Raw genomic sequence first — 14,576 nt, forward strand, 5'->3', positions numbered from 1 at the left:
ACTCAAATCTGGAGGACGGTCGCCATGATGTCAAGCGATTGGAAGTGCCGCGTCAGGCTGTTTCTCCAGCGATTCTGGCAGCCGACAAGCGCGTGCATGACCTGCATGCCGGGCAGCTGGGGCAATCTCATGAGCCTTGCCCACTGGGCGACCGCACTTCAGACGGGCCTGGCCACCGGGATCCTTGCCGTGCTCCTGACGTTCACGCCGGTGGCAAGGCTCTATTCAAACCGATACGGCAACTCACTGGTCGTCGGCTGCCTGACGATGTTGGGCGACGCCTACTCGCACGCGAATCACTACGATATCCCCTTTGCGGAAGCCATCGTGACGGGCGTGATTTCGGGTCTGCTGACGCTGGCTGGCTCCTACCTCTTCGAAGACCGCGCCAGGCGGCTTCGCGCCGCATGGGCGAGGATTTCCGGACAGCACTAGGGTTGCCGATGCATCTCGTCTATCGATCCTTGATTCCGGCCATGTGGCTGACTTGGGCGGCGTATTGGTGGGCGATGTCGCGCAACGTCAAGGCCACTGTGCGCCATGAGTCGGTTCGCTCTCGGCTATTGCACATCGTCCCTCTGATGCTGGCCATGGGCCTGCTGTGGCGTCCGAACGTCGCTGTCTCGCTGCTCGATCAGCGCATCGTTCCGCGCGCCGCATGGTCCTTCTGGATCGGCGCGGCCGTCACGCTGATGGGTCTTCTGTTCAGCGTGTGGGCGCGCGCATATCTGGGCAGGAATTGGAGCGGCACGGTGACGGTGAAAGAGAACCACGAACTCGTCACCAGTGGCCCCTACAGGATCGTCCGTCACCCGATCTACACGGGCCTGCTGCTGGCGTTCATCGGCTCCGCCTTTGCACGAGGGGACCTCGCAGGCGTGGTCGCGGTCGTGCTTGTCTTCCTTTCCTTCCGACGAAAGCTGCGCATGGAAGAGCGCTGGATGCGTGAGCAGTTCGGTGAAGCGTACGACGCCTACAGCCAGCGCGTTCCGGCGCTTGTTCCGTTTTCGCTTTGAAGTCGAACGAACGCCGGCTCAATCTGCCTTCTGAATGGTCTCTCCGCGCAGTGGCCCCATGTCGCGAATGTTGAAGCGATGGCGTTTCCATCCTTCATACGTCCGGCGCCAGTTCACCAGAGAGACGAAGTAATAGACCACCTTGAACATCCACAATGACCGGCGATACCCACGCCCTTGATGGATATCGGCGGCGAGCAGGGACATGAGCCCCTGCTTTGCGTTGAGGATGTTCTGCGGATGCATGAACATGTCCCGGATCGTCGGGTTCGTGACGCGATAGATGAACCACGAATAGTCGCGCGGGCCCACGCGCATGCGCTTCTCGAGTGCCTTCCGCGCCTCGGCCAGTTCCTGTGGCCGGTCCAGCGCCGTCTGCACGAGTTGTGCGCCGTCGAAAGCGCTCTGCATCGCCAGGAACACACCCGACGAGAACATCGGGTCGATGAAGGTGAAGGCATCGCCCACCATGAGGTAGCGCGCGCCGGTCGCGTGCGAGCTCGAATACGAGAAGTTGCCCGTCGCGTGCACTCGATCGTCGACCAGCGTCGCGTCCTTCAGCCGGTCGTGCAGTTCCGGGCACATCGCGATGGTGTCGAAGAAGTACTCCTTCAGCGGCTTGTCTCGCGCCTTCAGGTAGTAGGACCAGCACACTGCGCCGACGCTGGTGGTGCCGTCGGCCAGCGGGATGAACCAGAACCAGCCGTGCTCGAACCAGCAGATGCTGATGTTGCCCTTACGCTTGCCTTCCAGCCGCCGCGCGTTGCGGAAGTGCCCGAAGAGCGCGGTGCTGTTGTGATGCGCGTTCTTCTTCTTGCACTTGAACTTGTTGGCCAACAGCGTGTCGCGGCCGCTGGCATCGACGACGAAGCGCGTTCGCCATGTTCGGCTGTCGCCGTCGTCGAGCTGCGCATGCACCGTGGCGCCGGTGTCGTCGAAATCGACCTCGCGCACCTTGGCGCCCTCAATGGCCAGCGCGCCCACCTTGGCGGCATTGCGGAACAACAGTTCGTCGAGCTCCGAACGGCGCACCTGCCACGCGGAGTCCTTGGTGGGGTCCCACCCCTCCGAGAAATCGACGTAGCTGCAGTAGTCGAGGTCCGGCGGCACGAACTCGATCCCGAACTTGGGCATGCCGATCTTGTCGACTTCAGCGCGCACGCCGAGCTTGTCGAACAGATCGACATTGCCCGGCAGCAGCGATTCGCCGATGTGGAATCGCGGGTGATGCTCCTTCTCGAGCAACACCACGCTTCGACCTTCGCGCGCGAGAAGCGCTGCGATGGTCGAACCCGCAGGCCCTCCACCGATGACGAGCACATCGCATTCCTGAACTGCTTGCATGAGCTGACTTTCCTTCTCTTCCAATTTCCAATTTCCAATGGCGCGCTGCCGCTGGCGATCAGCGGTTTGGCGTCGTGCCGACCGGAGCGTGGCCAGGTCGGGCCATGAGCGTGAGCAACGGACCCGTTGCGGCCGTCGTCACCAGCGCCATGACCAGCAGCATCGTGAACAGCTCGGCACCGATCAATCCCGCATCCAGTCCGACCTTGATGACGATCAATTCCATCAGGCCGCGCGAGTTCATCAGCGTGCCGGTCGCAAGGCTTTCTCGCCAACCATAGCCACACACCCTCGCGCCGGCCGCACCGCCCGCGATCTTGCCAAACATCGCCACCAGCAAGATCAGCCCCATGGCTCCCAGCCCGGCGCCGGCGAACGCGCCCGGCGTTGTCCCCAGGCCCGCGAGCGCGAAGAAGATCGGCATCAGCACGATGATCGACAAGGGCTCCAGCCTCTCGATCAGATGCTTCAGCAGTCGGTCATCGCGGGGCAGACTCACCCCGAACAGAAAGGCGCCGAAGACGGCGTGGAGATGCAGCCACTCGGTCACCATGGCACAGGCGAGCAGTCCGATCATGAGGGCCGCCAGCACCATGGAGGAGGGCACGCCGTCTGGCGCATGCACCCGCAGCATTCGGGCCAGCGCGGGCTTGATGACGACGAACACGACGGCGACCAGCGCGACCAGCCCCAGGCTGATCCTGAAGAAACCCTCGAATCCCGCCCCCGAACTCGCGAAGGCGACGACCAGGGCCAGCAGCACCCAAGCCAACGAGTCCACCACGCCCGCCGCACCCAGCGCCAGTTGCCCGATCCGCGTTTGCGTCATGTGGCGGTCCTTCAGGATGCGCGCGAGCACCGGAAAGGCCGTGATCGACAGCGCCACGCCGAGGAAGAGGGCGAACGGCCAGAACGGCGATCCACTGGGCGCCAGCGTGGGATGGAGGACGGGCGCGATCGACAGGCCGAGGACCATCGGCAACACCATGCTGCAGACGCCGACCCAGCCCGCAGCCTTGACCTGCGCGACGACGCCACTCGGCGCGCGAAGCTCGGCGCCGACCACGAACATGAACACGACGATACCCAGGGATGCCAAAGACGACAGACCTTGCAGCGAGTCCGGCGGAAACAGTTGCGCATGCCACTGGGGAAACAGCGCCCCGAGCACGACGGGCCCCAACAGGATTCCGGCCGCCATCTCGCCAATGACCATCGGCTGGCCGAAAGCGCGAAGCAACAGGCCGCATCCCCGGGCGACGACCAGGATGACGGTGAGTTGAAGGAGCAAGAGCGCGAGTGACATGGACAAACCGGAAAAAACGACCCGAAGTATGTCGCATGATTCCACTTTCACATTTTCACAACCCCGATGAGCGACATTCAAAAACGCATTGCGGACAGCTTCAACGCGCAAGGCCTGATGACCACCATGGGTGCACGCCTTGTCATGGTGGCGGACGGCGAAGTCCATATCGAGTTGCCCTTCTCGATCGGCCTCTCTCAGCAGCATGGTTACCTTCATGCAGGCGCGACGACAAGCATTGTCGACAGCGCATGTGGCTATGCAGCATTGACGAAGGCACCGCCTGGTTTCGAGGTCGTCACCGCGGAATTCAAAATCAACCTCATACGACCGGCTCTCGGCGAGCGCTTCCTGGCCATCGGACGGGTGCAGAACTCTGGAAAGCTCCTGACGGTCTGCAGCGGCGAAGTCCGGGCGTTTTCTGGCGCTGGAGATGCATACAAGGTGGTTGCTCTCATGCAGGCCACCATCGTGAATGTTGGACGCCAGCGTTGACGATTCCAAGTCTGGAGATGACGAATGCCAAGCGACCACAAGTACGGGTGCCACGTACGTGAAGCTAGGTGGCCGCCGGGATGGCGCACCCGGCCCCACTTTTTTGAGAATGGATGCAGGGGCCTGAATGGCTCCTTCCCTCGTTGAGGAGATTCGCATGCGTCTCTCGTTTTTGACCGTTCGCGTCACCGCCGTCGCTCTCACCTGCGTGGCGGCGCCCCTGCTCGCCCAGGATCTGCCCGCCATACCTCCGCTGCAAACCCAGGGAGCCGCAAGCTTCACGTGCGGCGGCATTGGCCAGGCATCGTCCAAGGCGATGCTCGCCGCCCGGAAGGACTACCCGCTGTCGCTGCTGTTCGCATCTGCCAGCGGCGAATACATGGCCTCGGTCAATGTGACGATCAAGGATGCAAAGGGCGCCAGCGTTCTGACGGTTCCGTCGACCGGACCCATCTGCCTGATCAAGCTGCCGGACGGAAGCTACACCGTCGAAGGACAAGCGATGGGCAAGACCAAGTCGCAGAGCGTCACGATTGGCGGTGGCCCGAAGGCGATCGATTTCAGCTTCTAGCCCGCCACCCGAAGCCGGATGGCCGGCCGTCCAAGGAGTCAACATGTGGGATCGCCGTCTTTCCTTTGTGGCCGCCGTCGCCTTCGGCATGCTCGCGAGTGGTTGCGCCAACTACCAACCGCCGAAACCTCTCATCGGCGGCTTCATGTCGCCCTTGGTGTCGCGCACCAGTTGCATTGACTCGGTCGCCCGCGAGTTCAAGGTGCCGAAGGAAAGCGTGACGCCAACCACCGACACGCAGACCATGCAAGAAGGCATCTACGTCGTCACCCTGAGCATCGGCCCGGGAAAGCCGGCCGTGAACTGCACGGTCAATGAGAACGGCGTAGTCTCCGACGTCATCCGGGCGCGCTGAAGCCGCCCGCCGAGGAGGATGGCCTATGAGAAGCAGCGACGTGCTCAAGTTCGGCAAGTGGACCCGCTCGGCCGCTGCGACGGCCCTCGTCGCGTTCTGCGCGCTGTCCAGCGCGCAAGACAGCGTCTACAAGTCGAAAGACAAGGCCGGTCCGGTGTTTTCCGACGAGCCGTCGCCGGGCGCCAAGGTCATTGATCTGCCGCCGCCGAACGTGATCCAGTCCGATCCAGTGCCCACGGCCCCGGCGCCATCGATCGACAACGCGCCGCCGCCCTACAGGTCGTTGACGATCCAATCGCCGGCGGATGGCAGCACGATCCATACGAACACGGGCGAGTTCTCGGTCAGTGTGAACATCAGCCCGGCCTTGCGAGCGGGCGCAGGCGACCGGATCAGGGTGACGTTGGACGGCAATGCCCTGCCGTCGAGTCATCAATCCGCGAAGTTCAAGGTCACCGCAGGCGACTGGCAGGGGGCGGCCGAGGACCGTGTCGAACACACGCTTCAGGTGGCGCTCGTCGACAAGACAGGCGCCGTGCTCCTCGAATCCGCCCCGGCGAGCTTTTACGCCCATCGCGCGACGCGGTGACGCCGGGCTTCGTCGCTCAGAAACGGTCTGCGAGGCCCATCGCGGGATCGCTCACCAGGTGCCGTCCGGTCTCGACCCGGCCCGCGAAGCGCCGGTAGAAGCTGGCATCCGTATCGCAGGTCACCACGAAGTCGTACCACTGGCCGCTGGCGTCCAGGCGCCAGCGCAGGCTGGCGTCGTCGCCGCCCTTGACGCGCACGCTCCACGAGCCGTCGGCGTTGGCGCCGATGCCGCCGTGGTCATCGTGATCGTTGTGGTCGTCATGCCCGCGGCCGTTGTTGTCGCGGCGGTCGTCATGGCCGTCCTTGCCGCCGAAGCCGAGCGCCTGGGGACGCGCGTAGGCCTTGTTCGGCCTCACGGTGAAGCGGCAATCGCGACGACCGTCGTTGCGCAACTGCAGGTGGATGTCGCCGCTTCGCGTGTCGTAACCCACGCGGATCTCGGGCGCTGCCGCACCGGCTGCACGCAGCGCGTTCAGGTCGCCCTTGAACTGGCGATGGAAGCCGTTGGGGCCAAGCACCCAAAGGTCATACAGCCCCGCGTTGTCGGTCATCGCGGTCCAGTCGCCGTTGAGTTGCTTGCCGGGCTCGACCATGTAGCGGCGTGGGAGGCGGTCTGACAGGTGCAGCTTGTCGTAGACATGGAACACGGCAGCGGCGCGACCGCTGTTGGCGAACAGCAGCTGGATGCGTCCGTTGGCCGAGTCGCTGCGCGCGCTCGTGTGCAGCTCGTAGGGCAGGGCGCGCGAAGGACGCACGCCGGTGGCCTGCACGGGCAGGGTGGGGTCCGTCGGCGGGATGATCTTCGGCAGCGCCTGCTGGGCGGCCGTCAGCGCATCGGCCTCGTCCTTGGTCTTGCGGCCGGCCAGGGTGGGCAGCGGCTCGTCGTTGGGCCGCTCGAAGTTGAAGGCGCTGGTGAGGTCGCTGCAGACGGCTCGGCGGTACTTGCTGATCTGGGGCTCGACCACGCCGAAGCACTTCTCCAGGAAGAGCAGTGTCGATGTGTGGTCGGACACTTGCGAGTTGACCCAGCCGCCGCGGCTCCAGGGCGATACCACCCACATCGGCACGCGCGGGCCCGGACCGTAGGGCCGGCCGTCGGCAGCGGGCTGGCTCGCGGTGGCGGGCGCGAAGTTGTGATACTCGACCGCCACGTCGGCGTCGGCCAGCGTGTAGCCGCCGGACAGCGAACCGTCGGCATTGCGTGACGGCACCGACGGCGAGGGCAGATGGTCGAAGAAGCCATCGTTCTCGTCGAAGTTGATCAGCAGCACGGTCTTGCTCCAGACCTCGGGGTTGGCGGTCAGCGCGTCCAGCACTTGCTGCACGTACCAGCCGCCCTTTGCCGGGCTCGACGGGCCGGGGTGCTCGCTGTAGGCGGACGGGGAAATGATCCACGACACCGCCGGCAGCGTGCCGTTCTTGACGTCGTCGCGGAACGTTTCGAGGAAGCCGTACGGCATCGTGTTGCCGAAGCCCTTGGCCAGCGGGCTGAGGGTGTCGTCGACGACCGGGTCATAGAACGGGCCGGCCGCGGTGACCGGCTGGGTGATGTCCGTCGCCGCGACATAGACCGGACGACGCGCCGCCGGCATCTGCTCGATCGCAGCGCGCCAGTGGCGGAAGCCCATCATTTCGTTGCAGCCATAGTTGTCGATGAGGCTCTGGTAGACCTTCCATTTCACGCCGGCCTTCTCCAGGCGGTCGGCGTAGGTGGTCCAGGTCCAACCGTCGGTGGAAGCGCCGATGTCATTGCCGCCGTTGAACTGGTTGTTCAGTGCTGCGACCTGGACCTTGCTGCCGTCGAGCGGACTGGCACCGTTCGGGCCGTTGGTGCCGCTCCAATAGAACAGCCGGTTCGCGATGGTGCCCGTGTGCATGCCGCAGTGGTAGTGGTCGCACAGCGTGAAAGCTTCGGCCAGCGCGCGCTGGAATGGGACTTCCGCGGTTTCGTAGTAGCCCATCGCCAATTGGCCCTTGGCGTCCGGCCACTTGTACATGCGGCCGTGGTCCCATGCCGCCTGCGAATCGGACCAGGTGTGGGGCGTGCTGCCGGCGCGCTGCGCGTTGCCCTGGCTCTCGTCGAGGTGATAGGGGACGAAGGTGCTCGGCGGCGTTGTTTTGGTATAGGTCTGCGAGAAGACGTTCTTGCCGTTGGGCGCCGGCACGGCAAAGCGGTCTCCGAAGCCGCGCACGCCCTTGAACGTGCCGAAGTAGCTGTCGAAGGAGCGGTTCTCCTGCATCAGCAGCACCACGTGCTTCACGTCCTTGACGGTGCCGGTGTCGTGGTGGGCGGGGATGGCCAGCGCGCGGCGGATGCTGGGGGGAAAGGTGGCCAGCGTGGCGGCGGCGATGCCGGTGCCGGTGGTGCTCTGGAGAAACTTGCGTCGTGTGGTCATGTGTTTGAGTTGGTTCTTGAGGGTAATGGCACGCGCAGAGCGTCAGGGGGCGTAGCTCACGCTGGGCTGGCTGGTGTCGGACGAAGTCGAGGCGGCATCGGGCTTGCTGGGGGTGCTACTGGTCGCGGAAGCGCCAGATGCGGCAGTTGCTCCGCCAAGGCCGCTGCCACCGCCATCACCGCCACAGGCGGTCAAGGCGCATGCCAGGATCGAAAGCGCGACAGGCGCGCGCAAGACAAACCATGGATTCATAGTCGGGATACTCCGTTTTTTGGGACCGTGGTTGCTCGAACGTCGATGCACCAAGGCGTACCAAGACTAGGCATCCATCATGACGCTGCGATGTAGCGACGATGACGGATATCGCAGGCAAAAAAAAGCGCCCACTGGGCGCTTTTTTTGTTGGCAGGATTGACCTCGATCAGAAGACGGTCTTGTCGCCGATCTTGATGTCCTTGAACCAGGCCTTCTTGGCGGTCAGGGTACTCGAGTCACCGAGGTTGATCACCACCGCGGGCGTCGGCGAGATGCCGCCCGGAAGGGGGTTCTGGAAGTTGTAGATGCAGGCATTCGGGTACGCGGCGATCAGCGCATCCAGTGCGAGAGGTCCGCCGCCAGTGCCGTTCACACCATTCAACAGAGTCGTGCCGTTCTTGACAAGCCCTGCCGTCCCAGTTTTCGCCCACTTGACTTCGCTCGGCTTCGCAGAGTAGGTCGCATACCCATTGGAATCGACACCAGAAGGGGTCATGACGCCCGCGCCCGTCACCAGGTTCACCCAGTTGGCTCCGTCGCACGTCAGGCTGATCGTGTAGTTGACATAGGCATCAACAGGCAGGGTCGTGTCACCGGTGTTCAGTTTCATCGCGAAGCTGATGCCGGGGAATTCGGACAGTTTGACCTTGTGCAGGAAATTCAGGCCGTAGACGGCCTTGTTGCCCGTCACGCCATTGTTGCTGCTGGGGCTGGACGGCGACGATGCGTCGGTCGAGAGTTGGATGACATTTAGGTTGCTCTCCGTTGCGATTTCAGCTCTCGCGTGGTTATCGGAGAAGTTCGTCGAACATGCCGGCAGAGCCGTCCCGGTTTGCGAGCAATCCGCATCATGCCAAGTGGCAAGCGCCACGGTCACCGTCACGCTTGCCGACTCGCTGTCCGCCTTGCCATCGTTGACGATGAGGCTGAACTCGTAGTCGCCTGCCACGTCAGCGGTGAACTCTGGCTTGGCATCCGTTGGGGAAGCCAGAGCGGCCGTGCTCGTGGCCGGCTTGTTTGCCAGGGTCCATTTGTAGGTGAGCGCGTCGCCGTCGGCATCCGAGCTGGCGCTGCCGTCGAGCTTGAACGCCTTGCCGGTGATCGTGCTTTGCGCGGTGCCAGCATTGCTCACAGGCGCATCGTTTTTGCTTGTCGAATCAGTCGGCAGTTCCGAAGGCGCAACCGGCGGTGCTGCCGGCGCTTGCGCCGCCGGGGCAGGCGCGGAAGTGGAAAGAGGGAGGAAGCCGCCGCCACTACCGCCGCCGCCGCATCCGGCGAGGGCCAACGCCGCCGCTGCGGCGGCGATCGTGAGAGTCAGGGGTTTCGGGCAGGGGGTCAGGTGGAGGCTCATTGGAAGTAGTGCTTTTTTCGGAAAAAGCGATGTTCCGATTGACCGCGTTGCGGGACCCCCTCCCAAAGGGAGGGGTTCGCCTCCGCCGCCTCCTGAAGCGTGAAATACCGCACGCTGCAAGGACGCCAGTCGTCGTCAACCGGCGCGACGTTCCAACGGCCAGATGGCTTCGAGTGCCTTGCCGCCGCTGCGATAGGCCTGGCAGGTGTCGGCCAATGCGGGCTTGGGCAGCGGGCCGGGCACGGCGAGCAGCGTGCGCAGGCCGCCACGCTCGCGGCCCAAGGCGAACCAGGTCTGCATGGCGGTGGTAGCGGCCGGGCCCATCAGTTCGGTGAGGTGCGTGCAGCCCTTGTTGCCGCCCACGAGATTGCGGACTCTCTTCGTGAAGCCGGCGCCGATCTTCAGCCCGACCAGCGCGTCATAGTTCGCATTGCTCTCGGCGCAATACGGCGTGGGCGCGGCTTCGCTGTGCACCTCCATTGCGCGGATCACGAGCTGGTTGTCGACCGTCATGACGATCCGCATCCGGTGCAGGTCTTCACCGGGGCCCAGCGGCTTGAAGAAGAGATCGGAACCGTTCGGCGAGATGTCGCGCATGGTGCTTTCCACGTCCAGCAGGCCGTCGTCGCGCAGGTAGCCTTTGCAGACGATTTCGCGGGTGTGCAGCAGCCGACGGGAAGATGGGGTGGCGGTCGATTCCATGGGGGTCTGTGTCCTCGGCAGATTCTTTGGGCATGATCCGATGCTCGGCGAGTCTGCCGGCGCGAGCCCCACCCTGCGTGGGTGGTCGGGTGGCGACTGACGACCCGTTCACCACCCGTTCGGGGTGGCAATCGCTCCCGCGATGCGCGGTTTACTCGGGGCAACTCAAGAGACAACCCCCCATGCCGGACCGCACCATGCTCCCACCCAGCACATTCCACCCTTGCCCCACGCCCGGCGGCGTGGCCGAGCGGCCGATCGGCCCGCTTGAAATCGACGCGGCCATGGCCCGCCAGGGCCTGCCGCGGGTGGCGCACATCCCGGAAACCAGCCTGTTCCGCAACCTGGAGGTTTCCGCGCAACGCTACCCGGCCAAGACGGCGATCCATTTCTTCGGCAAGGCTGTTTCATACGCCGAGCTGCTGGCCGATGTGGAAGCCATGGCCGGCTACCTGCAACGCGTGTGCGGCGTGGCCAAGGGCGATCGCGTGATGGTATTCAGCCAGAACTGCCCGCAGTTCATCACCGCGTACTTCGCCGTCCTGCGCGCGGATGCGGTGTTCGTGCCGGTCAATGCGATGCTGTTGCGCGACGAGCTCGAACACATCGTCAACGACAGCGGCGCGATGGTGGCCTTCGTGGCCAGCGAGTTGCTCGAGCGCGTGACGCCTTTCCTGGGCGCCAAGTCGTTGAAGAAGGTCGTCGTGCATGCCTATGGCGATGCGCTCGGCGATGAAGACCCGGAACTTCCCACGCCGGATTGGCTGCGCACGAGCGTCACCGACCTGCAGATGCCGCCGCGGGCCATCTCATGGAACGAAGCACTCGCGCGCAGGTGCGTCCCCGACGCCCATAGCGCCGGCCCCGACGACCTGTGCATGCTGCCCTACACCTCGGGCACCACCGGCAAGCCCAAGGCCTGCGCGCACACGCATCGCACGGTGATGACCTCGTGCGTCGGCTCGTCGCTGTGGCGGCGCACCCATCCCTCGTCGGTGTACCTGGCCGTGGCGCCGCTATTTCATCTGCTGGGCCTGCAGAACAACGTCAACTCCGCCATCTTCTGGGGCGGCACCATCGTGCTGATGCCGCGCTGGGACCGCGAGGCGGCGGCGGTGCTCATCGAGCGCCATAGCGTGAGTTTCTGGGCTGCGCTGCCGGCGATGCTGGTCGACTTCTTCGCGCAACCCGGCATCGAAGCGCGCGACCTGAGCAGCCTGACGGTCGTGACGGGCGGCGGCGCGGCGACGCCGCAGCACGTGAACGACATCCTCAAGCAACGCTACGGCCTCGACTACATCGAAGGCTACGGCCTGACCGAGAGCGCCAACTTCCTCTGCGCCAATCCGCTCCACAAGCCGAAGAAGGGCTGCCTCGGCGTGCCGACCTTCGGCGTGGACCTTCGCATCATCGATCCGGATTCACTGTGGCCCGTGCCCCAGGGCCAGGCGGGCGAGATCGTGGTGCATGCCGCGCAGATCATGCTGGGCTATTGGAACCACCCGGGCGCCAATGCCGAGAGCTTCATCGTCATCGACGGCAAACGCTTCTTCCGCACGGGCGACCTCGCGAGCATGGACGAGGAAGGCTACGTCTTTATGCGCGACCGGCTGAAGCGAATGATCAACGCATCGGGCTTCAAGGTCTGGCCGGCCGAAGTCGAAGCCGCCCTGCACAGCCATCCGTCGGTCCTCGAAGCCTGCGTGATCGCCTCGCCCGACGAGCGCCGTGGCGAGACCGTCAAGGCGGTCGTCACACTGCGACGCGGCAGCAAGGACGACAGCGCCAGCCTGCTGGCGTGGTGCCGCGAGCACATGGCGACCTACAAGGCGCCGCGCATCGTGCAGATCGTCGATGCCCTGCCGAAGAACGCCACCGGAAAGATCGCCTGGCGCGAACTGCAGGAGCAGGAAGCACGCGTCGCATCGGCCGCCCACTGAGAGCAATCACCATGACCATGTCCATGACGCTGGCGCTGCAGCGCTCGATCCAGGCCACGCCCGAGCGCGTGGCCACGGTGTTCCACGCCCGCCGTCAGAGCTTTCGCGAATTCGGCGATCGCGTGGCGCGCCTGGCGGGTGCGCTGCAGGCCACCGGCATGAAGGCCGGTGATCGTGTCGGCATGCTCGGGGTCAACTCCGACCGCTGGCTCGAATGCCTGATGGGTGTGTGGTGGGCCGGCGGTGTGCTCAACCCGGTCAACACGCGCTGGAGCGTGCCGGAGATCGTCTATTCGCTCGATGACAGTGACACCAGCATCCTGGTGATCGACGACCACTTCCTGAATCGCGTGGAGGGCATCCGCGCAACGGCAAAGCGTGTCCCGGTCTTCATCTATGCCGGCGAAGGCGAAACGCCCGCGGGCATGTTGTCTTTCGAAGCATTGATCGAAGCCGCCGATCCCGTCGAGGACGCCGGCCGCACCGGCGGCGACCTGGCCTGCATCCTCTACACCGGCGGCACCACCGGCTTCCCGAAAGGCGTGATGCACAGCCACTGGACACTGTGGTCCATCGGCATCCAGCGTCTTGCGCAAACGCCGATGCCGGGCGCGAGCGTCGCGCTGCACGTGGCGCCGCTGTTCCACATGGGCGGCATCGGCCGCGCGCTGGTGCAGTTCATCGCGGGTGAGACGCACGTGCTCGCACCCAGCTTCGATGCGCGAGAAGTGATGGAGATCATCGAACGCGAGCGCGTGACCGACCTGCTGCTGGTGCCGACGATGCTGCAGGCGCTGATCACGCACCCCGAGTTCGATTGCTTCGATCTCGGGAGCCTGAAGCGCATGGTCTACGGCGCGTCGCCCATCGCCGAATCGGTGCTCGAGCGCGCGATGGATATGCTGCCCGGCGTCGAGTTCACCCATTCCTATGGGATGACGGAACTGGGCGGAGCGACCTCTAACCCGCCCGAGAACCACGGCGCCGAAGGACGCGCTTCGGGTCTGTCGCGCTCTGCGGGTCGGGCCACCTTCGGCGTCATGGTCAAGGTGGTCGATGCGAACGGACAGGAGGTGCCGCGCGGCGAAGTCGGCGAACTCATCGTGCGTGGCCCCAACGTGATGCTCGGCTACTGGAACAAGCCCGAGGAAACTGCGCGCGCGCTGCGCGACGGTTGGCTCTACACCGGCGATGGCGCGCGCATGGACGAAGGCGGACACGTCTTCATCGTCGACCGGCTCAAGGACATGATCGTGAGTGGCGGCGAGAACGTCTACTCGGCCGAGGTCGAGAACGTGATCGCCCGCCACCCGGCCGTGCAAGCCTGTGCTGTCATCGCCGTGCCGCACGCGCAATGGGGCGAGGCGGTGCATGCGGTGGTGGTGCGCAAGCCCGGCGCCCAACTGGACGATGCGAGCCTGCACGACCATTGCCGCAGCCTCATCGCCGGCTACAAGTGCCCGAAGACCGTCGAGTTCCGTGAAGCCCTGCCTCTGTCTGCGGCGGGCAAGGTGCTCAAGCGCGAGTTGCGCGAGCCGCACTGGGTGGGGCAGCTGCGCCAGGTGAGCTGACGGCGATGGCGTTTCGCACGCGCATCACCGAGCTGTTCGGTATCCGCCACCCGATCCTGCTCGGAGGCATGCATCACCTGGGGCAGTCGGGCATCGTCGCGGCGGTCGTCAATGCGGGCGCCATGGGCTTCATCACGGCGCGGTCCTTCGATTCGCTGGATGACCTGCGCGCAGACCTCCGACGCTGCCGCGAGTTGACCGAGGGCAAGGCCTTCGGCGTCAACCTCACGCTTTCACGACGACCAGGCGCCAACAGGCACGTGCCGGGTTGGATCGAGACCGCGCTGGAAGAAGGCGTGCGCCATTTCGAAAGCGCCGGCGATTCGCCCGAGCCTTTTATCGATCGCATCCACCGTGGCGGCGGCTTGCTGATGCACAAGTGCCCGAGCGTGCGCCACGCACAGACAGCGGCTCGCCTCGGCGTGGATGCCATCGCGCTGGTGGGATGCGAGGAGGGGGGCCATCCGGGCGCGAACCCGCTCTCTGCCTTCGTCAACGGCGCTTATGCGCTGGAGCAGATCGGCTTGCCGCTGGTCCTGGGCGGCGGTATCGGCAGCGGACGCCAGATCGCGGCGGCACTGGCATTGGGCGCCGACGGCGTGGTGATGGGCAGCCGCTTCATGGTGGCGCGGGAGATTCGCGCGCACGATGCCCTCAAGCAGCGCATCGTCGATGCCGATCAA

14 protein-coding genes are annotated in these 14,576 nt (G+C 64.9%); 9 read left to right on the forward strand and 5 right to left on the reverse strand.

The window, feature by feature from the left end:
- Window positions 1-27 precede the first annotated feature (27 nt).
- Both AC1DN9_RS25455 and AC1DN9_RS25460 read left to right on the forward strand, forming a co-directional pair.
- Window positions 28-435 (forward strand): hypothetical protein, encoded by a 408-nt coding sequence (locus AC1DN9_RS25455; protein ID WP_478104655.1) that lies wholly within the window; start codon window positions 28-30, stop codon window positions 433-435.
- 41 nt (window positions 436-476) lie between these two features.
- Window positions 477-1,016: a methyltransferase family protein gene (locus AC1DN9_RS25460; RefSeq protein WP_478104640.1), complete on the forward strand. Its 540-nt coding sequence runs from the start codon at window positions 477-479 to the stop codon at window positions 1,014-1,016.
- 18 nt (window positions 1,017-1,034) lie between these two features.
- Here AC1DN9_RS25460 and AC1DN9_RS25465 read toward each other — a convergent pair whose 3' ends face one another.
- Entirely contained in the window at window positions 1,035-2,360 is a 1,326-nt protein-coding gene (locus AC1DN9_RS25465) for an NAD(P)/FAD-dependent oxidoreductase (protein ID WP_478104641.1), read from the reverse strand.
- Between the two features lie 58 nt (window positions 2,361-2,418).
- Window positions 2,419-3,666, reverse strand: coding sequence for a cation:proton antiporter (locus AC1DN9_RS25470; protein ID WP_478104642.1), 1,248 nt, complete (start codon window positions 3,664-3,666; stop codon window positions 2,419-2,421).
- A gap of 66 nt (window positions 3,667-3,732) precedes the next feature.
- On the opposite strand from AC1DN9_RS25470, the gene AC1DN9_RS25475 reads away from it, so the two are divergent.
- From AC1DN9_RS25475 to AC1DN9_RS25490, 4 genes are all read left to right on the forward strand, one after another.
- Window positions 3,733-4,161: a PaaI family thioesterase gene (locus tag AC1DN9_RS25475; protein WP_478104644.1), complete on the forward strand. Its 429-nt coding sequence runs from the start codon at window positions 3,733-3,735 to the stop codon at window positions 4,159-4,161.
- Window positions 4,162-4,318: 157 nt separating this feature from the next.
- Entirely contained in the window at window positions 4,319-4,732 is a 414-nt protein-coding gene (locus AC1DN9_RS25480) for a carboxypeptidase regulatory-like domain-containing protein (protein WP_478104645.1), read from the forward strand.
- Between the two features lie 43 nt (window positions 4,733-4,775).
- Window positions 4,776-5,087 (forward strand): hypothetical protein, encoded by a 312-nt coding sequence (locus AC1DN9_RS25485; RefSeq protein ID WP_478104646.1) that lies wholly within the window; start codon window positions 4,776-4,778, stop codon window positions 5,085-5,087.
- Window positions 5,088-5,112: 25 nt separating this feature from the next.
- Complete coding sequence (locus AC1DN9_RS25490; protein ID WP_478104647.1) at window positions 5,113-5,676, forward strand: hypothetical protein; 564 nt, start codon at window positions 5,113-5,115, stop codon at window positions 5,674-5,676.
- A 16-nt stretch (window positions 5,677-5,692) separates the two neighbouring features.
- Here AC1DN9_RS25490 and AC1DN9_RS25495 read toward each other — a convergent pair whose 3' ends face one another.
- The 3 genes from AC1DN9_RS25495 to AC1DN9_RS25505 all read right to left on the reverse strand — a co-directional run bounded on the left by AC1DN9_RS25495 (window position 5,693) and on the right by AC1DN9_RS25505 (window position 10,382).
- Window positions 5,693-8,074 carry a phosphocholine-specific phospholipase C gene (locus tag AC1DN9_RS25495; RefSeq protein ID WP_478104649.1) on the reverse strand — a complete coding sequence of 794 codons (2,382 nt, stop codon included), beginning with the start codon at window positions 8,072-8,074 and terminating at the stop codon, window positions 5,693-5,695.
- 421 nt (window positions 8,075-8,495) lie between these two features.
- Window positions 8,496-9,680 (reverse strand): PKD domain-containing protein, encoded by a 1,185-nt coding sequence (locus AC1DN9_RS25500; protein WP_478104650.1) that lies wholly within the window; start codon window positions 9,678-9,680, stop codon window positions 8,496-8,498.
- Window positions 9,681-9,815: 135 nt separating this feature from the next.
- Window positions 9,816-10,382, reverse strand: coding sequence for a DUF2889 domain-containing protein (locus tag AC1DN9_RS25505; RefSeq protein WP_478104651.1), 567 nt, complete (start codon window positions 10,380-10,382; stop codon window positions 9,816-9,818).
- A gap of 284 nt (window positions 10,383-10,666) precedes the next feature.
- Here AC1DN9_RS25505 and AC1DN9_RS25510 point away from each other — a divergent pair, with 284 nt between their 5' ends.
- From AC1DN9_RS25510 to AC1DN9_RS25520, 3 genes are all read left to right on the forward strand, one after another.
- On the forward strand, window positions 10,667-12,322 hold the full coding sequence (locus AC1DN9_RS25510) for a long-chain fatty acid--CoA ligase (RefSeq protein WP_478104657.1): 1,656 nt from the start codon (window positions 10,667-10,669) through the stop codon (window positions 12,320-12,322).
- Between the two features lie 17 nt (window positions 12,323-12,339).
- Window positions 12,340-13,893, forward strand: a complete 1,554-nt coding sequence (locus AC1DN9_RS25515; protein ID WP_478104658.1) for a long-chain-fatty-acid--CoA ligase — start codon at window positions 12,340-12,342, stop codon at window positions 13,891-13,893.
- A gap of 5 nt (window positions 13,894-13,898) precedes the next feature.
- The coding region (locus AC1DN9_RS25520) for an NAD(P)H-dependent flavin oxidoreductase (protein ID WP_478104653.1) at window positions 13,899-14,576 on the forward strand (678 nt) is incomplete at its 3' end.

The sequence above is a fragment of the Variovorax sp. 05L425 genome (assembly GCF_056397705.1).